Here is a 24,118-nt window from a genome sequence, read left to right on the forward strand (position 1 = left end):
ATGGCCATCGAGTACCGCATTAACCTGGATGACGACCACGAGTTCAGTTATCGCATCGAGATCGACCGGGATTACGACCGCGAACGTGCCGCCATCGCGCCCAAGTGGACCCGCCTCGAGTATCAGCAGTGCAGTAATTGCCCGTTGAGGCGCGAGGCGTTTCCCCATTGCCCGGCGGCGGTGGATCTGCACCGGGTCATCGAGGATTTCCACGGGTTGCCGGCGTTCAAGCGGGCGATGGTCTGGGTGCGCACGCCGGAGCGCGAATACGCCAAGACGGTGGGACTGGAGGAGGGGCTGCGGGCATTGCTCGGGGTGATCATGGCCACCAGCGCCTGCCCGATCCTGAACCGGCTGAAACCCATGGCCCACCAGCATCTTCCGTTCGCCAGCCACCAGGAATTCACCCTGCGCACCGTGTCGCTCTATCTGGCGCGGCAGTATTTCAACATGCGCGAGGGGCGGCACGCGGACTGGGAGCTGAAGGGCCTGGTGCGCCTGTTCCAGCAATTGCAGTTGGTCAATCAGGCGTTCTGGCAGCGCATTCACGACACCTGCGAGGGCGATTCGAACCTCAAGGCCTTCCTCACCTTCTTCTCCATGGCGTCGAGCATGACCTATTCCCTGGAGACCCAGTTGCAGAAGATCCGGCCGCTGGTGATGAGCGCCGGCGAAGGCTTCGACTGAAGAGGCCGCCGGACCGCAAGGCCGGCGGCCTGGACCTCACTCGCTCTTCTTCAGGCGCACCGCCAGCACGTCGCAGGGCGCGCCGTGCAGCAGGTCGTTGGCGGTGGAGCCCAGCAGCAGGGCCAGGCCGTGTCGGCCATGGCTGCCCACCACCACCAGATCGCAATGCTGTTCCTCGGCGAGGCGGTGGATTTCCTGGCGCGGTTGGCCATAGGCCAGGTGGCGTTGGTCGGGTTGCAGCTCGGGATAGCGTGTGGCGAACGTGTCCAGGCGCACGCGGGCCTGTTCGAACTGCTGTTGTTGCAGCATCGACAGATCCATGGGGACATCGCCGCCGAAGGCCATGGCCATGGGTTCGACGATATGCACCAGGGACAGCTTGGCGTTGTTGGTCCGGGCCAGCGACTGGGCCCGTTCGATGACCGGATGGCAGTCGTCGGTGAGATCGACGGCGATCAGGATGTGCTGGTAGGGCATGGTGGATCTCCTTCTAATGTGCGCCTGGACAGGAGTATGGCCGCCTGGGCCGTACAAAAACACTGATTCGCGGCAGGATAAGCTATGGCAGGGTGGTGGGTAATCATATCGCTGGGAATCGCCTTGAGCCCCCTGGCATGGCTGCTGCCGTCGCGTCGCCAGCGTGGCCGCATGGACATGCGCCTGCGCGCGCGACGCCTGGGCTTGGCGATGCAACTGTCCCCGGAGAACTGGCCGCACTGGCTGGAGCGTCCGTTGCCGGTCTCCTGCCCGCAGTACCATCGCGCCCGCCCGCACGGCCGCACGGACGCCTGGTGCTACTGGCAGGCGCAGCCCGGAGAGTGGCTGGATCGCTGGCGCGAGCCCTGTAGCGACCCGCGGCTCGCCGAGCACTTGGCGCGCTTGCCAGCAGACGTCTACAAGGTCGAGGCCACTCCCCGGATGATCGCCCTGTGTTGGGGCGAGGGGGGCGACGAGGCCGAGCTGGAGCAGGTCCGGGCCGCCCTCCAGGCGCTCGCTTGAGCGATACCTCGGCACCGGGCTCAGCGAGCTGCCGCTGCGTACTGCTCGCACAGGCGCTCCAAACCCTCGACGATCTGCCCGGCGTACTTGTCGACCAGCAGCGGCATGCTGTTCTGGTCGGGGTGATGCAGGGCGGTTTCGATATAGTGCCAGGGCGCTTCGATCCGTTGCAGGGTCTGTCGGGTCTCGTCGGTGTTCGCCGGAGACTCGCGCAGCTTCTGCAGGCGCTCGGCGAACCCGCCGGTCTGGCGATCGATGGCCGAATCCTTCGAGGACAGCGCGCCCACCGAGGCACTGCGCGACGCGTATTCCACGGAAATGCCGCGCATGCTCACGCTGAGGTCGCGGCAACTCTGCACCGGGGCCGGCACCGCTGACGCATTGTCGTGTCGCAGGCTTCGAGAGAGTTCGTCGAGGGTACCCAGCACCCGTTGGTTACGAGTGGCCAGTTCGGTCACCGGTTGCAGATCGGTGAAGCCCTGTTTGCGGAACGCCGCCACCAGGCTTTCCAGTTGGCTGACATAGGCCAGCCACTGTTCCCGTAATTGCTCGCGCAGCTTCGGCGCATCCGGGGTGGGCAGTTCTCCGAGGGCATCCAGCTGGGTCCTCGCCTGCGCGATGGATTGCTCAAGCATCCGCGCATAGGCGCGATCGCCTTCCATGCCCTTGAACATATAGAAATCGCCGAGGCTCTTCTGCACGGCGAGGCGCATGCGGTGCAACCCGAGCAGCGGGGCAGCGACATCGGAGGCCAGGCTGGGCAGCGGGGAGAGCAGGAGCAGAATGCTCAACGGAAGGGCCAGCAGGCGACTGGACATGGCATCTCCGGGAACCCGGGGCGGGTTTCGTTGTTGTAATCCTGAAGACTGAACGATCCGTCCGGCCGATCCGGGCGACTTTAGCGCCAGCATAGTCGTTTGGCCAGATCGACGCTTTGCGTCCTCCGGCGCCCGCCCCATGCGCGAATGGCGCGCTCGGGGCAAGCGCTGTTCGTCGTGCAATTGACAATCGCACGCTTTTCCCCGAAGGTGTGCGAACCCCAATCAAACGGGCGTATGAATTGAGCGTTTGCCCGGATGGTCGACGCCGCTACGGCCCGATTAACGCGTCGGCGGGTATGCCGCGCGATTCGTGCCTATGCTCGTTGGCTGACGCCGCGGGCGGCGCGACGCGGCGTCCGATGTGTAATTGTCCAGCTTCTATACCGTGGAGATCAGTTGATGATTTACGAAGGTAAAGCCATCACGGTTAAGGCTCTTGAGGGCGGCATCGTCGAATTGAATTTCGACCTCAAGGGTGAGTCCGTCAACAAATTCAACCGTCTGACCCTGAACGAACTGCGCCAGGCAGTCGATGCGATCAAAGCCGATGCTTCGATCCAGGGCGTGATCGTCACCAGCGGCAAAGACGTATTCATCGTCGGCGCCGACATCACCGAGTTCGTCGAGAACTTCAAGCTTCCCGACGAGCAACTGGTGGCCGGCAACCTCGAAGCCAACAAGATCTTCAGCGATTTCGAAGACCTCGGCGTGCCCACGGTCGCCGCCATCAACGGCATCGCCCTGGGCGGCGGTTTCGAGATGTGCCTGGCCAGCGATTTCCGCGTCATGAGCGAAACCGCCAAGGTCGGCCTCCCTGAAGTCAAGCTGGGCATCTACCCCGGCTTCGGCGGCACCGTGCGCCTGCCGCGCCTGATCGGCTGCGACAACGCCATCGAGTGGATCGCCTCGGGTAAAGAGAACTCCGCCGCCGACGCGCTGAAAGTCAGCGCGGTAGACGCCGTGGTCGTACCCGCCCTGCTCAAGGAAGCGGCCGTCGACCTGGTCAAGCGTGCCATCTCCGGCGAGCTGGACTACAAGGCCAAGCGCCAGCCCAAGCTGGAGAAGCTCAAGCTCAACGCCATCGAACAGATGATGGCCTTCGAGACCGCCAAGGGTTTCGTCGCCGGCCAGGCCGGTCCGAACTACCCGGCCCCGGTCGAAGCGATCAAGACCATCCAGAAATCCGCCAACTTCGGCCGTGACAAGGCCCTGGAGGCGGAAGCCGCCGGCTTCGCCAAGCTGGCCAAGACGTCCGTCGCGGAAAGCCTCATCGGGCTGTTCCTCAACGACCAGGAACTGAAGAAGAAGGCCAAGGACTACGACAAGCAGGCCAAGGATGTGAAGATGGCCGCCGTGCTCGGCGCCGGCATCATGGGTGGCGGCATCGCCTACCAGTCGGCGGTCAAGGGCACACCGATCCTGATGAAGGACATTCGCGAGGAAGCCATCGAGCTGGGCCTCAACGAGGCGTCCAAGTTGCTTGGCAACCGCGTGGAGAAAGGGCGTCTGACCCCGGCGAAGATGGCCGAGGCGCTGAACGCCATTCGTCCGACCCTGTCCTACGGCGACTTCGCCAACGTCGACATCGTGGTCGAGGCGGTGGTCGAGAATCCCAAGGTCAAGCAAGCGGTGCTGGCCGAGGTGGAAGGCGCGGTCAAGGAGGATGCGATCCTCGCCTCCAACACCTCCACCATCTCCATCAGCCTGCTGGCCCAGGCGCTGAAGCGCCCGCAGAACTTCGTCGGCATGCACTTCTTCAACCCGGTGCACATGATGCCCCTGGTGGAAGTGATCCGTGGCGAGAAGTCCGGTGAAACCGCCGTCGCCACCACCGTCGCCTACGCCAAGAAAATGGGCAAGACGCCGATCGTGGTCAACGATTGTCCGGGCTTCCTGGTCAACCGCGTGCTGTTCCCGTATTTCGGTGGCTTCGCCAAGCTGGTCAGCGCCGGCGTGGACTTCGTCCGCATCGACAAGGTGATGGAGAAGTTCGGCTGGCCCATGGGCCCGGCCTATCTGATGGACGTGGTCGGCATCGACACCGGCCACCACGGCCGCGACGTCATGGCCGAGGGTTTCCCGGACCGCATGAAGGACGACCGCAAGTCGGCCATCGACGCCCTCTACGAGGCCAAGCGCCTGGGCCAGAAGAACGGCAAGGGCTTCTACGTCTACGAGACCGATAAGCGCGGCAAGCCGAAGAAAGTCTTCGACGAGTCGGTGCTGGAAGTGCTCAAGCCGATCGTTTACGAAAAACGCGAAGTGACCGACGAGGACATCATCAATTTCATGATGATCCCGCTGTGCCTGGAAACCGTGCGTTGCCTGGAAGACGGCATCGTCGAGACCGCGGCCGAGGCCGACATGGGCCTGATCTACGGCATCGGCTTCCCACCCTTCCGTGGCGGTGCGTTGCGCTACATCGACAGTGTCGGCGTGGCCGAATTCGTCGCCCTGGCCGACCAGTACGCTGATCTCGGCCCGCTGTACCACCCGACCGAAAAACTGCGCGAAATGGCCAAGAACGGCCAGAAGTTCTTCGGTTAATCGAGCGAGAGTGAAGATATGAGTCTGAATCCGAGAGACGCCGTCATTGTCGACTTCGGCCGCACCCCCATGGGCCGTTCCAAGGGTGGCATGCACCGCAATACCCGCGCCGAGGACATGTCGGCGCACCTGATAAGCCAACTGCTCAAGCGCAACGACAAAGTCGACCCCGCCGAAGTGGAAGATGTGATCTGGGGCTGCGTCAACCAGACCCTGGAGCAGGGCTGGAACATCGCGCGCATGGCCTCGCTGCTGACGCAGATCCCCCACACCAGCGCCGCGCAAACCGTCAGCCGCCTGTGCGGTTCGTCGATGAGCGCCCTGCACACCGCCGTGCAGGCGATCCAGACCGGCAACGGCGACGTCTTCGTCGTCGGCGGCGTGGAGCACATGGGCCACGTCAGCATGATGCATGGCGTCGACCCGAACCCGCACCTGTCGCTGTATGCCGCCAAGGCGTCGGGGATGATGGGCCTGACCGCCGAAATGCTCGGCAAGATGCACGGCATCAGCCGCGAGAAGCAGGACGAGTTCGGCGTGCGTTCCCATCGCCTGGCTCACAAGGCCACCGTCGAAGGCAAGTTCAAGGATGAAATCATCCCGATGCAAGGCTACGACGAGAAGGGCTTCCTCAAGGTGTTCGACTACGACGAGACCATTCGTCCCGAAACCACCCTGGAGAGCCTGGCGGCGTTGAAGCCCGCGTTCAACCCGAAAGGCGGTACCGTCACCGCGGGGACTTCCTCGCAGATCACCGACGGCGCTTCCTGCATGATCGTCATGTCCGCCCAGCGCGCCCAGGACCTCGGCATCCAGCCGATGGCCGTGGTGCGTGCCATGGCCCTGGCCGGCGTCGATCCGGCCATCATGGGCTACGGCCCGGTCCCGGCCACCCAGAAGGTGCTCAAGCGCGCCGGCCTGAGCATGGACGACATCGATTTTGTCGAGTTGAACGAGGCCTTCGCCGCCCAGGCGTTGCCGGTGCTGAAAGACCTGAAGCTGCTGGACAAGATGGAGCAGAAGGTCAACCTGCATGGCGGCGCCATCGCCCTGGGTCACCCCTTCGGCTGTTCCGGCGCGCGGATTTCCGGCACCCTGCTGAACGTGATGAAGCAGAATGGCGGTACGCTCGGCGTGGCCACCATGTGCATTGGCTTGGGCCAAGGCATCAGTACGGTGTTCGAGCGCATCTAAGCGGTTTCGCGACGCGCGTCCGCCGTTAGCGACAGGAGCCGGGGCCCAGTGCCCCGGCTTTCGTTTTTCCTGAAGACCGAGGAGGGAACATGACCCTGCAAACCGGACTCTATCGTCACTACAAGGGGCAGCAGTACCGGCTGCTTGGCGTGGCGCGGCATTCCGAAACCGACGAGGAAGTCGCGGTCTATCAGGCGCTGTATGGCGAATACGGGCTCTGGGTGAGGCCGCTGGCGATGTTCGCCGGGACGGTCGAAGTGGACGGCGAGCAGATCGCCCGCTTCGCGCTGATCCGTGCCGAAACCGATCCGTTTCCGCGTTCCTGAGCGCCTTCCGGCTCAGCACCACGCTTGACCTTGCACGAGTCGCCACTATATATAGCGGTGCCGCGTCAGGCGGACCCCCGCCTTTCTTCTCTTCGTATTCAGGAATCTTCTGATCCATGGGCAAATCGCTGGTCATCGTGGAATCCCCGGCCAAGGCCAAGACCATCAACAAGTACTTGGGCAACCAGTACGTGGTGAAGTCGAGCATCGGCCATATCCGCGACCTGCCCACGAGCGGTTCGGCGAGTGCCGCCAAGGAGCCGGCGAAGCGCGGCAAGGCCGCTGCCGAAGCGCCGGCCCTGTCGCCCAAGGAAAAGGCCAAGCGCCAGCTCGTCAGCCGCATGGGCGTCGACCCGGAGCATGGCTGGAAGGCTCACTACGAAATCCTTCCCGGCAAGGAAAAGGTGATCGACGAACTGCGCCGCCTGGCCAAGGATGCCGACACCATCTACCTCGCGACCGACTTGGACCGTGAAGGGGAGGCCATCGCCTGGCATCTGCGCGAATCCATCGGCGGGGACGAAAGCCGCTACAAGCGCGTGGTGTTCAACGAAATCACCAAGAAAGCCATCCAGGAGGCTTTCTCGCGGCCGGGCGAGCTGGACATCAACCGGGTCAACGCCCAGCAGGCGCGGCGCTTCCTCGACCGGGTCGTGGGCTACATGGTCTCCCCGCTGCTTTGGCAAAAGATCGCCCGCGGCCTGTCCGCCGGGCGCGTGCAGTCGGTGGCGGTGAAGCTGGTGGTCGAGCGCGAGCGGGAAATCCGTGCTTTCGTTCCCGAGGAATACTGGGAAATACACGCCGACCTGGGCACCGCCAAGGATGCCAAGGTTCGCTTCGAGGTGGCCCGACAGAACGGCGAGGCGTTCAAGCCGCTCAACGAAGCCCAGGCCATGGCCGCTCTGGAGAAGCTCAAGGCCTCCAGCTACAGCGTGATCAAGCGTGAAGACAAGCCGACCAGCAGTCGTCCGTCCGCGCCCTTCATCACCTCCACCCTGCAACAGGCCGCCAGCAACCGCCTGGGGTTCGGGGTCAAGAAGACCATGATGATGGCCCAGCGCTTGTACGAGGCGGGTTACATCACCTATATGCGTACCGACTCGACCAACCTGTCCAACGACGCCATCGAAATGGTGCGGGGCTTCATCGACGGCGAGTTCGGTGCCAAGTACCTGCCGGCCAAGCCCAACTCCTATTCGAGCAAGGAGGGCGCCCAGGAGGCCCACGAGGCGATCCGGCCTTCCGACGTCAATCTGCGTCCGACCCAGCTAACCGGTATGGAGCGCGATGCGGAGCGCCTCTATGACCTGATCTGGCGCCAGTTCGTCGCCTGCCAGATGCCGCCCGCGGAATACCTGTCGACCACCGTCAGCGTCAAGGCCAGTGAGTTCGAGTTGCGCGCCAAGGGCCGTATCCTCAAGTTCGATGGCTACACCCGCGTGCTGCCCCAGCAGAGCCGGCCCGGCGAAGACGCGGTCCTGCCGGACATGAAGGAAGGCGAAGCCTTGAAGCTCATCCAGCTCGAGCCCAGCCAGCACTTCACCAAGCCGCCGGCGCGCTTCTCCGAGGCGAGCCTGGTCAAGGAGCTGGAAAAGCGGGGCATCGGCCGGCCGTCGACCTATGCGGCGATCATCTCCACGATCCAGGAGCGTGGTTACGTCACGGTGCAGAATCGCCGTTTCTACGCGGAAAAGATGGGCGACATCGTCACCGATAGGCTCAATGAAAGCTTCGCCAATCTGATGGACTATGGCTTCACCGCCGGCATGGAAGAAAACCTGGACGACGTGGCCCAGGGCGAGCGGGACTGGAAGCATCTGCTCGACGAGTTCTATGGCGACTTCAAGAAGAAGCTGGAAGTGGCCGAGGTCAGCGAGAAGGGCATGCGCGCCAACCAGCCGACCCTGACCGACATCCCGTGCAAGGAATGCGGCCGGCCGATGATGATCCGCACCGCTTCCACCGGCGTGTTCCTCGGTTGCTCCGGGTATGCGTTGCCGCCGAAAGAGCGCTGCAAGGCCACCATCAACTTGATCCCCGGCGACGAAGTGGCCGAGGACGACGAGGGCGAGTCGGAGTCGCGCGTGCTGCGCAGCAAGCACCGCTGCGCGAAATGCGGGACGGCGATGGATGCCTATCTGCTGGACGAGAAGCGCAAGCTGCACATCTGTGGCAACAACCCCGATTGCCCAGGGTACGAAATCGAGGAAGGCCAGTATCGGATCAAAGGCTACGAAGGCCCGAGCCTGGAATGCGATAAGTGCGGCAGCGAGATGCAACTGAAGACCGGCCGCTTCGGCAAGTTCTTCGGCTGCACCAATCCGGAGTGCAAGAACACCCGCAAACTGCTGCGCAGCGGCGAGGCGGCACCGCCGAAAATGGATGCGGTGAAGATGCCGGAGCTCAAGTGCGAGAAGGTCAACGACACTTACGTGCTGAGGGATGGTGCCTCGGGCCTGTTCCTCGCGGCCAGCCAGTTTCCGAAGAACCGCGAGACCCGTGCGCCCCTGGTCAGCGAATTGATTCCCCACAAGGACGAGATCGATCCGAAGTATCACTACTTGCTGGAGGCGCCGAAGAAGGATCCCGAAGGTCGGGCCGCGGTGATTCGCTTCAGCCGCAAGACCAAGGAGCAGTACGTGCAATCCGAGGTGGACGGCAAGCCTACCGGTTGGCGCGCCTTCTACGATAACGGTCGCTGGAAGGTCGAAGACAAACGCTGAGGCAGCGTCCGCAGCTTCTGTCGATCGCGCTGGAGAAGGGCGGCCCAAGGGTCGCCCTTTTTTTCAGGACGGGAAGCTGGGGGCGGCTCGATAGGTCGACAGCGCCGCGCGATGGCGCCATGCTGGCAAGGTCATCGCACCACTCGGAGAGCGTCGCCAATGGCCCAAGAGCTGTACACCCGCACCAACCAGAAAATCTATTTCGCCGGCCTGGCGTTGGAAAGCTGGCGCAAGGCCGAAGGGATGCGCCCCATGAATGCCCAGGCCCTGTTCCAGGCCGAGCGCGAAGCGGCTCTGTTCCACCTGTACGGCGCCCTGCTGGGGTTATGTCATGAGATCGCCGGCTATTATCGCTTGCCCGAGGCTGCTGCCAGCCGCGCGGAAGCCTTTCTGACACCGGCGGTTTTGGCTGCCGCGCCCAGCCCCGAACTGGCTGAGCTGGTCGAACTGGCGCAACAGCCGGAAACCTGGCTCGCCCGGCTATTGGCTGCCTATCAAGGGTTATTCCTGCCGTTACAGGCGCCCCGAAAAACCAAAGTGGACCCGACCCTTCCTCTCATCCAGGCCGTGACGCTGGAAGAAGAGGTAGCACAACCCTTGACGCGCGATGAGCTGGAGGCCTGGCGGCAGGCCCTGAAGGGCCTAGCGCTCCGCTACCGTGAGGCCTTGTCGGAATGCTGAGCACTTGGAGCGGGTTTATGCGTCCGTCGTAGGGCGATGAAGCGGAAGTGGTCGTCCTCTCCTCATCACGAGGCGATGGCTGGAGCCATACGCTCGGATGGCCGGCAAGCCCTGGGTTGGGGCGTACGCGGGCGGGCTGGTACAATGGCCGGTCTTACGTGGAGAAACCCCTGTCATGCCTACGTCCTTCCTGGAAATCGTCGAACTACCTGACGGGCGCATCATCCTGCGCCGTGCGGAGGACGAAGAGGTTCTGGTTACCCTGGATTTTTCTTCCGACGCCAAGGCCTTCCTGCAAGGGCATCACGTCGAAGTCGCCAAGGCCATGCTCAACGTGGGCGTGCAAATGGCCGGGCGGCTGGCGGAAGGGGAACTGGAGCCGGACGAAGGCCCTCGCGTTCTTCACTGATCCCGCGGCCGCCGCGAATAGTCCGACGGCTTCGCCTTCCCGATATGCCCTGCCTGCCGCTCAACCAAGCCGTATGTTCAGGCTCTGCGCCTCACCTTGTCGCGCGGCCTGGGCGAGGCGCTGCTTGGAAGCCTTGTCCAGCGGGTTCAACCAGCTCACCACCGTATGGCTACGTCCCAGGCGCAAGGCTTCGCAGGCAAGCTGCAAGGATGTCTGGTCGCCACGGGGCTGCAACAAGAGAATGCGTTCGCGGTTGAGGCCTACTTTGCGCAGCCAGGCCTGCGTCTGCTCGGCAGGCGGGGCGACCAAGGTCAGCCAGCGCGCGTCCTGATCTTCGCTGAGGGCGCGAAGGATGGGCGCCAGCAGATGCTGGCAGTTCCCGGTGCTGCCTTTCAAGGTGACTTCGCTGAAAGCTTCCCGCTCGTCCAGCCACTGATCGTGCAGGGTCTTCGGCGGCATCGGAATGACGGGCTGGCTGAACAGGGCTTCCTGGAAAAGTGAAAGCTGGGTGCGGTCAAGCGACTGGGGGAACTGCATGTTGCCTCCTCTAGCGGCGTATTACGCCGACACTCAAGCCTTCGATCACCAGGTCCTGTTCTTCCAGGTCGACTTCTATGGGCGCGAATTCGGGGTTCTCGGCAATCAGCCAGACCTTGTCTCCCTCGCGCTTGAAGCGTTTCACCGTGACCTCGTCGCCGAGGCGCGCGACCACGATTTGCCCGTTCCTGGCTTCATGGGTGGTGTGTACCGCGAGCAGGTCGCCGTCCAGGATGCCCACATCCTTCATGCTGGTGCCGCGCACGCGCAATAAATAGTCGGCTTTCGGATGGAAGAACGCCGGGTTGATCCGGCAGGATTCCTCGATATGTTGCTGTGCCAGGATGGGCGCGCCGGCGGCCACGCGTCCGATGATCGGCAGGCCATCGCCTTCGGCGCTGGGCTCGAAGCCGGGGATCCGGATTCCGCGGGAGGCGCCCGGCGTCATCTCGATCGCGCCCTTGCGGGCCAGCGCTTTCAGGTGTTCCTCGGCCGCATTGGGCGATTTGAAGCCCAGCTCCTGAGCGATCTCAGCCCGGGTCGGAGGGTAGCCGTTGTCTTCCAGGCATCTCTTGATGAAGCCCAGGATTTCGGCTTGGCGTGGCGTGAGTTTCTGCATGGGGAATCGCTCTGTCTTTATATACAGTGACTGGAATTATATACAGTGTGCCGGGGATGGCAATCCTCATGGCGACCAACGGGTCGGGGTTACACAGCCCGTGACTTGTACAGGCCCGATCGGCTCATTCGGATTTCGCAGCCGTGACCGTAGCGTCAAAAGATGGTGGGTGCGGCTTGACAGATTCGCCGCTTGAAACGTATGTTTCAAACAGATGTTTGTCAGGTACCAGTCATGGCCCAGTCGGAAACCGTTGAACGCATTCTCGATGCGGCGGAGCAGTTATTTGCGGAAAAGGGTTTCGCGGAAACCTCCCTGCGGCTGATCACCAGTAAGGCCGGGGTGAACCTGGCTGCGGTGAACTATCACTTCGGCTCCAAGAAGGCGCTGATCCAGGCGGTGTTCTCGCGTTTTCTCGGGCCTTTCTGCCAGAGTCTCGAACGTGAGCTGGACCGTCGCCAGGCCAAGGCCGAAGGAAAGGCCGTGCTCGAGGAGCTGTTGGAGATACTCGTCGAACAAGCGCTGGCGGTAAAGCCTCGCAGCGGCAATGACCTCTCCATCTTCATGCGGTTGCTGGGGCTGGCTTTCAGCCAGAGCCAGGGCCACCTGCGCAAGTACCTGGAAGAAGTCTACGGCAAGGTGTTCCGCCGCTACATGCTGCTGGTCCACGAGGCCGCTCCACGCTTGCCGCCACTGGAATTGTTCTGGCGGGTGCATTTCATGCTGGGCGCCGCCGCCTTCAGCATGTCCGGTATCAAGGCGCTGCGCGCCATGGCCGAAAACGATTTCGGGGTGAACACCTCCATCGAGCAAGTGATGCGCATGATGGTGCCGTTCCTGGCCGCCGGCATGCGTGCGGAAAGCGGCGTCGACGATCAGGCGCTCGCCCAGGCCGCGCTCAAGCCGCGCAGCAAGAGCACGGTTCCCGCCGGCAAGGTCTGAGCGGTGGGCGAGGGCGCGTCCATCGGCTAAGCTTGGCCGCCTCTGGCGTCCGCTCGACCCCGCCGGCCCTCGATGGCAGGTATTCCCTCGCGCGGACATATCCGCCTCCTTCCCGTAGGATGACCCTCCCGCGCGTCATCCCTATCCATTCGTTTTCATGAGGACCGCTCGTATGGGCTTGCAAGGCTCGCTGATGCTGGATGTGGCCGGCACTTGGCTGACTGCCGAGGACCGCCAGCTCCTGCGGCAGCCGGAAGTGGCCGGCTTGATCCTGTTTTCCCGGAACATCGAACATCCGCGCCAGGTTCGCGATCTCTGCGCCGCCATCCGCGCGCTGCGCCCGGACCTGCTCCTGGCGGTGGATCAGGAGGGCGGCCGGGTTCAGCGCCTGCGCCAGGGCTTCGTGAGGCTGCCGACGATGCGCGCCCTGGGCGCCAAGCCGGACGCGCTGCGCCTGGCCGAGCAGTGCGGCTGGTTGATGGCGACCGAAGTGCTGGCGGCTGGGCTGGACCTCAGTTTCGCCCCGGTGCTGGACCTCGACCATGGCCGCAGCGCGGTGATCGGCGCCCGCGCGTTCGAGGCGGACCCGCAGCGCGCCGGCGAGCTGGCCGGCGCGTTCATCCGCGGTCTGCACGCGGCCGGCATGCCGGCGACCGGCAAGCATTTCCCCGGGCACGGCTGGGCGGAGGCCGATTCCCACGTGGCGATCCCCACCGATACCCGCAACCTGGAAGATATCCGCGCCAGCGACCTGATCCCCTTCGCGCGGCTGGCCACGCACCTGGACGGGGTGATGCCCGCCCATGTGATCTATCCCCAGGTGGATGCCCGGCCCGCCGGCTTCTCGCCGCACTGGTTGCAGGACATCCTGCGCGGCGAATTGGGCTTCGACGGGGTGATCTTCAGCGACGACCTGTCCATGGCCGGCGCCCACGTGGTGGGCGACGCCGGCGCGCGGGTCGAGGCGGCGCTGAGCGCCGGCTGCGACATGGGCCTGGTGTGCAACGACAGGGCGGCCGCCGAGCTGGCGCTGAGCCGCCTGCAAAGCCTGAAGGTCACTCCACCGCGCCGCCTGGCACGCATGCGCCGCCGCGCGTTTCCGGGCTGCGAATACCGCAGCGATCCCCGCTGGTCGGCGGCCGTCGCCGACCTGCGCCACGCCGACTTGATCGATTGAGGAATGCCATGACCGTCTACGCCATCATCGGGGGCACCGGACTGACCCAACTGGAAGGCCTGGAAATGAAAGCCCTGCTCAGCCCGGAGACGCCGTTCGGCGTGCCGTCCGCGGGCATCGTGCGCGGCGAGTACGCCGGCCGCGAGGTGCTGTTCCTCGCCCGCCACGGCCATCCGCACCGGATTCCGCCGCACCAGGTGAATTACCGTGCCAACCTCTGGGCGTTGCAGCAGGCTGGCGCCCAGGCGGTGATCGCGGTGAACGCGGTGGGCGGTATCCACGCCGGCATGGGGACCGGGCACCTGACCGTTCCCCATCAGTTGATCGATTACACCCACGGGCGCGCCGGCACTTTCCACGAAGGCGAGCTCGATCACGTCACCCACATCGACTTCTCCCATCCCTACGACGAGCCCCTGCGCGAACGCTTGCTGGAGGCTTTGCGGGTCTGCCGCTTCGCCCACAGCGACCATGGCGTCTATGGGTGCACCCAGGGTCCGCGCCTGGAAACCGTGGCCGAGATCGCCCGGATGGAGCGGGATGGCTGCGACATCGTCGGCATGACCGGCATGCCCGAGGCCGCCCTGGCGCGTGAGCTGGATCTGCCTTACGCCTGTCTGTCCCTGGTGGTGAATCCGGCGGCGGGCAAGGCGTCCGGGATCATCACCATGGCCGAGATCGAGGCCGCGCTCGGCGAAGGAATCGGGCGGATTCGCCAGGTGCTGGCTCACCTGCTGGCGGCCTGATCCCGCGTCGGCCCGGCCGGCGCAGGGTCGCCTCGCGGCGCCCGCCGTTAGCCCTTCGACAACGGCGCGAACAGCGCATCGATATCGTCGGCGCGCAGCTCCCAGGCGCCTTCGCCCTGGCCTTCCAGGACGCTGGCGGCGAGCAGGGCCTTCTCCTGTTGCAGGCGCTGGATCTTTTCCTCGACGGTGCCGCGGGCGATCAACTTGTAGACGAAGACCGGCTTGTCCTGGCCGATGCGATAGGCGCGGTCGGTCGCCTGGTTTTCCGCCGCCGGGTTCCACCAGGGGTCGTAGTGGATCACGCTGTCCGCGGCGGTCAGGTTGAGGCCGACGCCGCCGGCTTTCAGGCTGATCAGGAACAGCGGAACCTCGCCGCGCTGGAAGCGTTCCACCGGGACGCGCCGGTCGCGGGTGTCGCCGGTCAGCAGGGCATAGTCGATGCCGCGTTTGCGCAGCTCGTCCTCGATCAGCGCCAGCATCGAGGTGAACTGCGAGAACAGCAGCACGCGGCGGCCTTCGGCAAGCATGTCGCCGAGCATGATCAGCAGGCTGTCGAGCTTTCCCGAGTGACCCCGACCGGGCTCCGCCTCGGGTTTCACCAAGCGGATGTCGCAGCAGACCTGGCGCAATTTCAACAGAGCCTCGAGGACCACGATCCGGCTGCGCGCCAGGCCCTTGCGGCCGATTTCCTCACGCACCTTGCGATCCAGCGCCAGGCGCACGGTCTCGTAGAGGTCGCGCTGGGTTTCGCTCAGCTCGACCCAGTGGACGATCTCGCTCTTGGGCGGCAGTTCGCTGGCGACCTGTTCCTTCTTGCGCCGTAGCATGAAGGGTTTGATCCGCGCGTTGAGGTGCGTCAGGCGTGCGCCATCGGCGTGCTGTTCGATGGGGGTGCGGTAGTCCCGGGTGAAGCGCCTGGCGTCGCCCAGCCAGCCGGGCATGAGGAAATCGAACAGCGCCCAGAGCTCGCCGAGGTGATTCTCCAAGGGCGTGCCGGACAGGCACAGGCGTTGCCCGGCCTGCAAGCGGCGCACCGCGAGGAACGCCTTGCTGCTGGGGTTCTTGATGTATTGCGCTTCATCCAGCACCAGCACCGAGAACACCTGCCCGGCCAGGGCGTCAATGTCCCGCGGGAGCAGCGCGTAGGTGCTCAGCAGCAAGTCGTAGCGGTCGAGCTGGGCGAACGCCTTGCGTCGTTTCGGCCCTTGCAGGGCGAGCACCCGCAACGCCGGCGCGAAGCGGGCGGCCTCATCCTGCCAGTTGGGAATCAGGCTGGTGGGCATGACCACCAGCGCGGGACGGTCGAGGCGCCCGGCCTGTTTCTCCGCCAGCAGATGGGCCAGGGTTTGCAAGGTCTTGCCCAGCCCCATGTCGTCGGCGAGAACACCGCCGACGCCCAGTTCCCGCAGTGCCTGCATCCAGCGCAGGCCCTCCAGTTGATAGCGGCGCAGGTGCGCCCGCAGCCCGGGCGGTGCGTCCAACGGGTCTTTCCTGAAATCGCGCAGGCGCCGCGCGAACGCCCGCAAGCGGTCGCCGCCCTGCCATTCCAGAGGCAGCGTGTCCAGGGCGCCGAGGCGCGCCGCGTCCGGCGTGGCCAGGCGCAGGGTCTCGCCGTCCAGGCTCGGGTCGCGCAGGTAGAGTTCGCCCAGCAGCGCCAGCACCGGCCGGAGCCGACCGAACGGCAGGGTCACCTGCAAGGGGCGACCCGCTTCGCCGAGCGCATCCAGTTGCAGGCGCAAGGGTTCGTTGTCCGCATGCCGTTGCAGTTGAGCGGGGGCGAGCAGTTCGGGGTTGCGGCGGATCGCCTTGAGCAGTACCGGTAACAGGCTGATGCGTTGGCCCTCGACCAGGATGCCCAGCTCCAGGTCGAACCAGTCGTGGGCGGGCGATTCCTCCACGTCGGCGTACCAGGCTTGCACGGGGCTCAGGTCGAACTGGAAGCCGGGGCGGATCTCCACCTGCCAGCCTTGCTCGCGCAACCGTGGCAATGCCTGTTCGACGAACGCCTGCCATTCCGCGTCGGAGGGCAGCTCGAAGGCTTCCGCGGAATCCTTGGGCAGGGCGGCGCTCTGCCGCAGGGCCGGACTGAAGCCGAGTTCGCCCAGGCGCTCGCGCAGTACCTGCTCGGCCTGAGGGTGGCGCGGTATCGCGGGTTGCCCGGGGCCGCGCCGCAGCGGGCCGTGCACCGCGTGCCCGCCATAGAGGAAGGTCAGGCCGGCCCGGTGTTGCGGGGTGGTCAGCATGCGCCGGCTGCGGGCGTCGTAGTAGGTGTGCGGATGGCTGCCGAGGGTCAGGTGCGGCGATGGCGGCGCCGCCTTCCCTTCGGCCAGCGGCGCGGGCGCGGTGTCCGGGGGCGGGGACAGGCTTTCCAGGTGCAACAGCACCGCGGCGCAATGCTTGCAGTTGTAGGCCACCGGGCAACTGCAGGTGGCATTCACCGAAACCCGGCCGACACCGGTCAGCAGGATGTTCTGTCGATAGAAGCGTTCCAGGGAGCCCCGGCAATGGGCCTGGATGCCGGTGTGGCCGATTCGCTCCAGGCCGACCCGGCCTTCCGCCGCATAGGCCTGCCCGCGTTGCAGCGTCCGCTCATCGAAGGCGGTGCGCCAGGGCACGCTCTGCAGGTGGTCGCACAACGCGGACAGCTCTGGAAATTCCATCGAACGGCGTCGGAGTGATCGGGCTAGAGCGACGTGACCCTGGGCAGCATGCCCAGGTTGGGGTGATTCGGGTCAGTCGGCTCGCCGGCTTTCAGGCGGGCGCTCCGCTTCAGCCGCTCGCTGCCGGTGAGCAGAGCCCGCGGGGCGAACGGGTTGACCCGCAGGTTCATGTCCATCTGGATGGCGCGGTTCTGGCCGAGCGCCAGGTGGCCCGCCACCGGGACGTGCCGGAGCCGCAGGGCCGCGACGTTTCCGCTGGCCCAGGCCTCGTGCCGCGACACCTGATGGCCGTTGGCCGGGCTCGGCGAGACTTGCCCGGACTGGCGGAACAGGATGGTTTTGGCCTGGGACGCGGCCGTGAAGGCCTGGGACGCGAGACGCGCGAGCAGCAAGGCGAGACAGGTAGCGACGCGCATGGAGATCCTCGTGCGTTGACCGCGACGCTGGCGTCGCGGGCGATGGGTGAGGGCGTGGCGCCCGGTTGCCGAGGCGCGTCGACGCCTCAGGTCGCCTTGGGTGCCAGCCGTTCCAACAGCGCTTCCAGGGTATTGAAGCGCTCTTCCGCGCGCTCCATGGGCACCTGGAATTTGAACAGGGTCGCGCCTTCGAACTTGTAGCGGTTCGGCTGGCTCTGGATCAACTTGATCAGCACCAAGGGATCGACACAGGTATCGGCGGCGAATTCGATGCGCCCGCCCTGGGGGCCGGCGTCGATCTTCTTGATCCCCAACTGTTCCGCCTGCAGCTTGAGCAGGGTCAGGCGCACCAGGTTCTTGGTCGGTTCCGGGAGCAGGCCGAAGCGATCGATCATCTCCACCTGCAATTCTTTCAGGCCATCCTCGTCGGCGGCGTTGGCGATGCGCTTGTAGAGGATCAGCCGGCCGTGGACGTCGGGCAGGTAGTCCTCGGGGATCAGCGCCGGCAGGCGCAGGTTGATTTCCGGGCCGCCGCCGAGCGGTTGCTCCAGGTTCGGCTGCTCGCCCTTGCGGATGGACTTCACCGCCCGTTCGAGCATTTCCATGTAGAGGGTGAAGCCGACCGCCTGGATTTGCCCGCTCTGGCCGTCGCCGAGCAGTTCGCCGGCGCCGCGGATCTCCAGGTCGTGGGTGGCGAGGACGAAGCCGGCGCCGAGGTCCTGGGCATTGGTGATGGCCTCCAGGCGCTTCTCGGCATCCGGGGTCATCTGCTTGCGCGGCGGGGTGAGCAAGTAGGCGTAGGCCTGGTGGTGGCTACGCCCGACGCGGCCGCGCAACTGGTGCAACTGGGCCAGGCCGAACTTGTCCGCGCGCTCGATGATGATGGTATTGGCGCTCGGCACGTCGATGCCGGTCTCGATGATGGTGGAGGCGATCAGCACGTTGAAGCGCTTGTGGTAGAAATCGCTCATCACCTGTTCCAGGTCGCGCTCGCGCATCTGCCCGTGGCCGATGGCGATGCGCGCCTCGGGCACCAGCTCGGCGAGGTCGGCGGCACACTTCTCGATGGTCTTCACGTCGTTGTGCAGGTAGTAGACCTGGCCGCCGCGCAGCAACTCGCGCAGCAGCGCTTCCTTGATCACCGGCTTCTGCTGTTCCATGACGAAGGTGCGCACCGACAGGCGCCGCGCCGGCGGCGTGGCGATGATCGACAGGTCGCGCATGCCCGACACCGCCATGTTCAGCGTGCGCGGGATCGGCGTGGCGGTGAGGGTGAGGATGTCCACCTCGCTGCGCAGCGCCTTGAGCTGTTCCTTCTGGCGCACCCCGAAACGGTGTTCCTCGTCGATGATCACCAGGCCGAGGTTGCTGAAGCGCACGTCGCTCTGCAGCAGCTTGTGGGTGCCGATGACGATGTCCAACTGGCCTTCGCCGAGCTTCTGCATCGCCTCGTCGACTTCCTTGGCGGACTTGAAGCGGCTCATCACCTCGACCCGCACCGGCCAGTCGGCGAAGCGGTCGCGGAAACTGTTGTAGTGCTGCTGGGCGAGCAGGGTGGTGGGCACCAGCACGGCGACCTGCCTGCCGCTGTGCACCGCGATGAAGGCGGCGCGCATCGCCACTTCGGTCTTGCCGAAGCCGACGTCGCCGCAAATCAGCCGATCCATCGGCCGGGGCGCGAGCATGTCGGCCATGACCGCTTCGATGGCCGCTTGCTGGTCGGGGGTCTCCTCGAAGGGAAAGCCGGCCGAGAAGGTGGCGTAATCCATCTTCGGATCATCGAAGGCGAAGCCCTCGCGGGCGGCGCGGCGGGCGTAGATGTCGAGCAGTTCGGCGGCCACGTCGCGGACTTGCTCGGCGGCCTTGCGCTTGGCCTTCTGCCAGGTTTCCGAGCCGAGCCGGTGCAGCGGCGCCAGGGCGTCGTCGCTGCCGGTGTAGCGGGCGATCAGGTGCAGGTTGGCCACCGGCACGTAGAGCTTGGCTTCCTCGGCATATTCAAGGGCGAGGAATTCCGCGGCCTGGCCTTCGATTTCCAGGGTGATCAACCCCAGGTAGCGGCCGACGCCGTGATCGATGTGCACCACCGGCGAGCCTTCGCGCAGCTCGGTGAGGTTCTTGATGACGTTGTCGCCGCCATCGCGGGTCTTCTCGCGACGCCGGCGTTGCATCACCCGCTGGCCGAACAGCGGGCTTTCGGCGACCAGCGCCAGTTCGTCCAGCAGCAGGCCTTCGTCCAGCGGCGCGATGCAGATGCCCAGGCGCTCCTTGCCTGCGGTGAAATCCGGCCAGCCGGCGACCTCCACCGGTTTCAGCTTGAGCCGGGCGAGCAGTTCCAGCAGCACTTCCCGGCGCCCGGCGGTTTCCGCGGTGAAGAGCACCCGTCCGTCGTAGCCGTCGAGGAAACGCCGCAGGGCGCCGAGGGGCTCGCTGGCCTTGGCCTCGATGGCCAGTTCCGGCAGCGGCCGGGCGGAAAAGCGTTCGCGGCCGACCCCGGTCTCGATGTCCTCGGCGCTGACCACCACCCGCGGCCAGTTCTTCAGCCGGGCGAAGCAGTCCTCCACCGGCAGGAAGAGTTCGGCGGGCGGCATGATCGGCCGTTCGAGGTCGCCGCGGCGATCCTCGTAGCGGTTGCGCACGTCGCTCCAGAACTGTTCGGCCGCCTGCTCGATGCCCGGCAGGGAGAACACCTGGGTGTCCTCCGGCAGGTAGTCGAAGAAGGTCGCGGTCTCTTCGAAGAACAGCGGCAGGTAGTACTCGATACCGGCCGGGGTGATGCCGCTGGCCAGGTCCTGGTAGATCGGGCAGCGGCGGAAGTCGACGTCGAAGCGCTCGCGGAAGCGCCCGCGGAAATCGGTGACGGCTTTCTTGTCCAGGGGGAACTCGCGGGCCGGCAGCAGGCGGATCGAGTCCACTTTGTCGATGGAGCGCTGGGTTTCCGGATCGAAGGTACGCAGGGTTTCGATTTCATCGTCGAACAGGTCGATGCGATAGGGCTGGCTGCTGCCCATCGGAAAGATGTCGATCAGCGCGCCACGCACGGCGAACTCGCCATGTTCGTAGACGGTATCCACGCAGCGGTAGCCTGCGGCTTCCAGGCGCGAACGGGTGGCGGCGACGTCAAGCCGCTGGCCGAGATCCAGCACCAGGCTGCCGCCGAGCAGGAAACGGGTCGGGGCGAGGCGATGTAGGGCGGTGGTGATCGGCACTACCACGATGCCGTGCTTCAACTCCGGCAGCCGGTAGAGGCTGGCGATGCGCTGGGAGACGATGTCCTGGTGCGGCGAGAAGAGGTCGTAGGGCAGGGTTTCCCAATCGGGGAAATGCAGCACCGGCAGTTGCGGGGCGAAGAAGCTCAGCTCCTGTTCCAGGCGCTCGGCGCTCTGGCTGTCGGCGGTGAGCAACAGGGTGAAGCGCTTGGCGGCGCTGGCGGCTTCGGCGATCGCCAGGCTCAGCGCGGCACCCGGCAGGTTACCCCAGTGTTGTTTGCCGGCCGCGGCGGGCAGGCTCGGAAGGCGCAATACAGGCACGGGCAGGCGTGACTCCGGTCGGGGGATTCGAGCGGACCGATTGTAACGATCGGAATGTGCCGCTGTCAGTGTTTAGGCTGCTGCAGATTGCCGCCGGTTGCCGGCGCCGTCATAATGTAGCCCCTTTTTTCAGCTCCTACATGTGGAAGGTACTGCCCGTGACTCAGAAGCCCGACCAGTGTCTTGGTGAATGGATCGATCGTGAAGCCCTCGCCGAGGCGATGATTCCTCTGATCGGTCAGCTCTACCGCAATAACAACGTGGTGACCTCGATCTTCGGCCGCAGCCTGATCAACCGTTCGGTCATCTCGATCCTCAAGGCCCATCGCTTCGCCCGCCACCGCCTGGGTGACGACGCCGAGCTTTCGGTGCACGACTCCTTCCAGATCCTCAAGACCATGGGCGAGCTGAAACTGGGCACAGCCTCGGTCGACTTGGGCAAGATGGTCGCCAAGTTCAAGAGCGAAGGCGCCGGTCGCGGCCTCGAGCAGTTCGTCCGCGACGAACTGGCCGAAGTCGCCGGCAAGCAGAGCGACGTGAAGCGCAAGGGCACCGACGTGGTGCTGTACGGCTTCGGCCGCATCGGTCGCCTGCTCGCGCGCATCCTGGTGGAGAAGACCGGCGGCGGCGACGGCCTGCGCCTGCGCGCCATCGTCGTGCGCAAGGGTGCCGACAACGACCTGGTCAAGCGCGCCAGCCTGCTGCGTCGCGACTCGGTGCACGGCCCGTTCGACGGCACCATCGTGGTCGATGAAGCCAACAACACCCTGACCGTCAACGGCAACCTGATCCAGGTGATCTATTCCAACGACCCGGCCAGCGTCGACTACACCCAATACGGCATCGAGCACGCGCTGCTGGTGGACAACACCGGCAAATGGCGCGACGCCGAAGGCTTGTCCCAGCACCTCAAGTGCCCGGGCGTGGACCGCGTGGTGTTGACCGCTCCCGGCAAGGGCAAGCTGAAGAACATCGTCCACGGCATCAACCACAGCGAAATCACTGACGACGACAAGATCGTTTCCGCCGCGTCCTGCACCACCAACGCCATCGTGCCGGTGCTCAAAGCGGTCAACGACAAGTACGGCATCGTCAACGGCCACGTGGAAACGGTCCACTCCTACACCAACGACCAGAACCTGATCGACAACTTCCACAAGGGCGATCGCCGTGGCCGCAGCGCCGCGCTGAACATGGTGATCACCGAGACCGGTGCCGCCACCGCCGCGGCCAAGGCGCTGCCCGAACTGGCCGGCAAGCTGACCGGTAATGCGATCCGCGTGCCGACGCCGAACGTATCCATGGCGATCCTCAACCTGAACCTGGAAAAGGCTACCAGCCGCGAGGAAATCAACGATTACCTGCGATACATGGCGCTGCATTCCGACCTGCACAAGCAGATCGACTACGTCAATTCCCAGGAAGTGGTCTCCACCGACTTCGTCGGCTCGCGGCATGCCGGCGTGGTGGACGCGGAAGCGACCATCGCCAACGATAACCGCGTGGTCCTCTACGTCTGGTACGACAACGAGTTCGGCTACAGCTGCCAGGTCGTGCGTGTGATGGAAGACATGGCCGGGGTTAACCCGCCGGCCTTCCCGCGGTAAGCTGCGCGCGTCGTGAAAACGGGGGCCTAGGCTCCCGTTTTTCATTGCACGACAGGCAGTCCTTCACTTTATCCGGTTATCCGGGGAGCCCTCGATGGATGGACACATTTTGCAGTCGGGCCCGCTCAAGCGCGGCCTGAAGAATCGCCATATCCAGTTGATCGCCTTCGGCGGCGCCATCGGGACCGGACTGTTCCTCGGCTCCGCCGGGGTGCTCAAGTCGGCCGGCCCTTCGATGATCCTCGGCTACGCGATCACCGGGCTCATCGCCTTCCTGATCATGCGTCAGCTCGGCGAAATGATCGTCGAGGAGCCGGTCGCCGGTTCCGTGAGCCATTTCGCCCATCGTTACTGGGGCGGCTACGCGGGCTTCCTGTCGGGTTGGAACTACTGGGTGCTCTACGTGCTGGTGGGCATGGCGGAACTGACCGCGGTCGGCAAGTACGTGCAGTTTTGGTGGCCCGACGTGCCGACCTGGGTCACCGCGGCCCTGTTCTTCGTGGTCATCAACCTGGTCAACCTCGGCAACGTGAAGGTCTTCGGCGAGACGGAGTTCTGGTTCGCCCTGATCAAGGTGGTGGCGATCATCGGCATGATCCTGCTCGGCTTGTACCTGCTGGTCAGCGGCAAGGGCGGCGAGCAAGCGGCGGTGAGCAACCTCTGGAGCCACGGCGGCTTCTTCCCCAACGGCCTCAAGGGGCTGGTGATGGTCCTGGCGATCATCATGTTTTCTTTCGGCGGGCTCGAGCTGGTGGGCATCACCGCGGCGGAAGCGTCCGAGCCGCGCAAGGTGATCCCCAAAGCGATCAACCAGGTGATCTACCGCATCCTGATCTTCTACATCGGCGCCCTCAGCGTGTTGCTGATGCTCTATCCCTGGGACCGCTTGCTGGCGACCCTCGGCGCCGCCGGCGACCCCTACAGCGGCAGCCCCTTCGTGCAGATTTTCTCGCTGATCGGTAGCGACACCGCCGCGCACATCCTCAACTTCGTGGTGCTGACCGCTGCGCTGTCGGTCTACAACAGCGGCGTCTACTGCAACAGCCGGATGCTCTATGGCATGGCCGAGCAGGGCGATGCGCCCAAGGCCCTGGCCAAGGTCGACCGCCGTGGCGTGCCGGTGCTGGCCATCGGCGTCTCGGCGCTGATCACCTTCCTCTGCGTGGTGGTGAACTACCTGGCCCCGCGCGAAGCGCTGGAACTGCTGATGGCGCTGGTGGTGGCCGCCCTGATGATCAACTGGGCGATGATCAGCCTGTCCCACCTCAAGTTCCGCAAGGTGCTGGTCGCGCGTGGCATCGAGCCGGGCTTCAAGGCGTTCTGGTCGCCCTTCACCAACTACCTGTGCCTGGCGTTCGTGGTGTTCATCCTCGGCATCATGCTGATGATTCCGGGTATCAACGTGTCGGTCTACGCCATGCCGGTCTGGCTGCTGTTCATCTGGGTCTGCTACCGGCTGCGGGTCTCCAGGGGCGGCGAGCTGAAGGCCAGGGCCTGAGG

The 24,118-nt window shown here is 65.1% G+C and carries 20 protein-coding genes; 13 read left to right on the forward strand and 7 right to left on the reverse strand.

The annotated features are described in order from the left end of the window. Positions 1-687: a hypothetical protein gene (locus OGL92_RS06180; protein ID WP_263141737.1), complete on the forward strand. Its 687-nt coding sequence runs from the start codon at positions 1-3 to the stop codon at positions 685-687. A gap of 36 nt (positions 688-723) precedes the next feature. On the opposite strand, the gene OGL92_RS06185 is transcribed toward OGL92_RS06180, so the two are convergent. Next, the gene (locus OGL92_RS06185; RefSeq protein WP_263141740.1) at positions 724-1,164 is read right to left on the reverse strand and encodes a universal stress protein; all 441 of its coding nucleotides are present in this window, start codon (positions 1,162-1,164) and stop codon (positions 724-726) included. Positions 1,165-1,248: 84 nt separating this feature from the next. Between OGL92_RS06185 and OGL92_RS06190 the strand changes: the two genes are divergently transcribed. Beyond that, positions 1,249-1,686: a hypothetical protein gene (locus tag OGL92_RS06190; RefSeq protein ID WP_263141743.1), complete on the forward strand. Its 438-nt coding sequence runs from the start codon at positions 1,249-1,251 to the stop codon at positions 1,684-1,686. Positions 1,687-1,706: 20 nt separating this feature from the next. On the opposite strand, the gene OGL92_RS06195 is transcribed toward OGL92_RS06190, so the two are convergent. After that, entirely contained in the window at positions 1,707-2,504 is a 798-nt protein-coding gene (locus tag OGL92_RS06195) for a hypothetical protein (protein WP_263141746.1), read from the reverse strand. Between the two features lie 402 nt (positions 2,505-2,906). Between OGL92_RS06195 and fadB the strand changes: the two genes are divergently transcribed. From fadB to OGL92_RS06225, 6 genes are all read left to right on the forward strand, one after another. Then, positions 2,907-5,054 carry a fatty acid oxidation complex subunit alpha FadB gene (gene fadB, locus OGL92_RS06200; RefSeq protein ID WP_263141749.1) on the forward strand — a complete coding sequence of 716 codons (2,148 nt, stop codon included), beginning with the start codon at positions 2,907-2,909 and terminating at the stop codon, positions 5,052-5,054. A gap of 18 nt (positions 5,055-5,072) precedes the next feature. Continuing rightward, positions 5,073-6,248 carry an acetyl-CoA C-acyltransferase FadA gene (fadA, locus tag OGL92_RS06205; RefSeq protein WP_263141750.1) on the forward strand — a complete coding sequence of 392 codons (1,176 nt, stop codon included), beginning with the start codon at positions 5,073-5,075 and terminating at the stop codon, positions 6,246-6,248. Positions 6,249-6,337: 89 nt separating this feature from the next. Further along, positions 6,338-6,574, forward strand: a complete 237-nt coding sequence (locus OGL92_RS06210) for a DUF1653 domain-containing protein (RefSeq protein WP_263141751.1) — start codon at positions 6,338-6,340, stop codon at positions 6,572-6,574. 116 nt (positions 6,575-6,690) lie between these two features. Next, entirely contained in the window at positions 6,691-9,297 is a 2,607-nt protein-coding gene (gene topA, locus OGL92_RS06215; protein ID WP_263141754.1) for a type I DNA topoisomerase, read from the forward strand. 159 nt (positions 9,298-9,456) lie between these two features. After that, positions 9,457-9,978, forward strand: coding sequence for a DUF6586 family protein (locus tag OGL92_RS06220; protein ID WP_263141756.1), 522 nt, complete (start codon positions 9,457-9,459; stop codon positions 9,976-9,978). Between the two features lie 175 nt (positions 9,979-10,153). After that, complete coding sequence (locus OGL92_RS06225) at positions 10,154-10,387, forward strand: hypothetical protein (protein ID WP_263141757.1); 234 nt, start codon at positions 10,154-10,156, stop codon at positions 10,385-10,387. A 60-nt stretch (positions 10,388-10,447) separates the two neighbouring features. Here OGL92_RS06225 and sulA read toward each other — a convergent pair whose 3' ends face one another. Both sulA and lexA read right to left on the reverse strand, forming a co-directional pair. Then, positions 10,448-10,924: an SOS-induced cell division inhibitor SulA gene (gene sulA / locus OGL92_RS06230; protein WP_263141760.1), complete on the reverse strand. Its 477-nt coding sequence runs from the start codon at positions 10,922-10,924 to the stop codon at positions 10,448-10,450. Between the two features lie 10 nt (positions 10,925-10,934). Next, on the reverse strand, positions 10,935-11,543 hold the full coding sequence (lexA, locus tag OGL92_RS06235) for a transcriptional repressor LexA (RefSeq protein ID WP_263141762.1): 609 nt from the start codon (positions 11,541-11,543) through the stop codon (positions 10,935-10,937). A gap of 234 nt (positions 11,544-11,777) precedes the next feature. Here lexA and OGL92_RS06240 point away from each other — a divergent pair, with 234 nt between their 5' ends. From OGL92_RS06240 to OGL92_RS06250, 3 genes are all read left to right on the forward strand, one after another. Next, positions 11,778-12,485 (forward strand): TetR/AcrR family transcriptional regulator, encoded by a 708-nt coding sequence (locus tag OGL92_RS06240; protein ID WP_263141764.1) that lies wholly within the window; start codon positions 11,778-11,780, stop codon positions 12,483-12,485. Positions 12,486-12,663: 178 nt separating this feature from the next. Next, positions 12,664-13,662 carry a beta-N-acetylhexosaminidase gene (gene nagZ / locus OGL92_RS06245; RefSeq protein ID WP_263142118.1) on the forward strand — a complete coding sequence of 333 codons (999 nt, stop codon included), beginning with the start codon at positions 12,664-12,666 and terminating at the stop codon, positions 13,660-13,662. An 8-nt stretch (positions 13,663-13,670) separates the two neighbouring features. Next, entirely contained in the window at positions 13,671-14,408 is a 738-nt protein-coding gene (locus OGL92_RS06250) for an S-methyl-5'-thioinosine phosphorylase (RefSeq protein WP_263141767.1), read from the forward strand. A 47-nt stretch (positions 14,409-14,455) separates the two neighbouring features. Here the strand turns inward: OGL92_RS06250 and OGL92_RS06255 are convergent, their stop codons facing one another. From OGL92_RS06255 to mfd, 3 genes are all read right to left on the reverse strand, one after another. Beyond that, on the reverse strand, positions 14,456-17,068 hold the full coding sequence (locus OGL92_RS06255) for a DEAD/DEAH box helicase (protein WP_263141768.1): 2,613 nt from the start codon (positions 17,066-17,068) through the stop codon (positions 14,456-14,458). A 23-nt stretch (positions 17,069-17,091) separates the two neighbouring features. Continuing rightward, positions 17,092-17,484, reverse strand: coding sequence for a hypothetical protein (locus tag OGL92_RS06260; protein ID WP_263141769.1), 393 nt, complete (start codon positions 17,482-17,484; stop codon positions 17,092-17,094). Positions 17,485-17,570: 86 nt separating this feature from the next. After that, the gene (gene mfd, locus OGL92_RS06265) at positions 17,571-21,011 is read right to left on the reverse strand and encodes a transcription-repair coupling factor (protein WP_263141770.1); all 3,441 of its coding nucleotides are present in this window, start codon (positions 21,009-21,011) and stop codon (positions 17,571-17,573) included. A 158-nt stretch (positions 21,012-21,169) separates the two neighbouring features. On the opposite strand from mfd, the gene OGL92_RS06270 reads away from it, so the two are divergent. Both OGL92_RS06270 and OGL92_RS06275 read left to right on the forward strand, forming a co-directional pair. Continuing rightward, a complete protein-coding gene (locus tag OGL92_RS06270) occupies positions 21,170-22,618 on the forward strand; it encodes a glyceraldehyde-3-phosphate dehydrogenase (protein WP_263141772.1) in 1,449 nt (482 codons plus the stop codon). Positions 22,619-22,712: 94 nt separating this feature from the next. Further along, positions 22,713-24,116 carry an amino acid permease gene (locus tag OGL92_RS06275; RefSeq protein ID WP_263141774.1) on the forward strand — a complete coding sequence of 468 codons (1,404 nt, stop codon included), beginning with the start codon at positions 22,713-22,715 and terminating at the stop codon, positions 24,114-24,116. Positions 24,117-24,118: the final 2 nt, after the last annotated feature.

The sequence above is a fragment of the Pseudomonas sp. RIT-PI-AD genome (assembly GCF_025642785.1).
GTDB lineage: Bacteria > Pseudomonadota > Gammaproteobacteria > Pseudomonadales > Pseudomonadaceae > Pseudomonas_T.